The sequence below is a fragment of the Pseudoalteromonas sp. MMG013 genome, from assembly GCF_018100885.1.
GTDB lineage: Bacteria > Pseudomonadota > Gammaproteobacteria > Enterobacterales > Alteromonadaceae > Pseudoalteromonas > Pseudoalteromonas aurantia.
This window is the reverse complement of sequence record NZ_JAGJEE010000132.1, coordinates 1-406: the sequence shown is the minus strand read 5'-3', so window position 1 is coordinate 406 and position 406 is coordinate 1. Positions and strand designations below refer to the sequence as shown.

Sequence of the window (406 nt, the reverse complement as noted above, 5' to 3'; positions counted from 1 at the left end):
CATATAACTCTTGAAACTCTCAACTTTAGTCGCAGCAATGATGATTTAGTCATTAATATCACCAACACCAATGACCTAATAACCATTAAAAACTATTTTAAACACACCTCTTTTGAAATAGAGAATATCGTCATTTCAGAACGCACTCACGCTTTCAATGAAATATTGAACCTCAAAGGTGTTTCTGTGAATGGAGCAACTTCAAACAGTGATGCACTCAGAGGCAGCGAGCAAAAGAATACTATAGATGGTCTCGCTGGCGATGATACCTTATACGGCTATGGCGGTGACGATGAACTTAGTGGTGGGCTTGGCGACGACAAGCTATACGGTGGTGATCACGATGATACTTTGTATGGTAACGAGGGGAACGATATATTACACGGAGGTAGCCAAAATGATATTT

The 406-nt window shown here is 40.1% G+C and carries 1 protein-coding gene; it reads left to right on the top strand.

Annotation, left to right across the window (positions count from 1 at the left end; genetic code table 11):
* On the top strand, positions 1 to 406 hold a 406-nt coding region (locus J8L98_RS24670), incomplete at both ends, for a calcium-binding protein (RefSeq protein WP_282098795.1).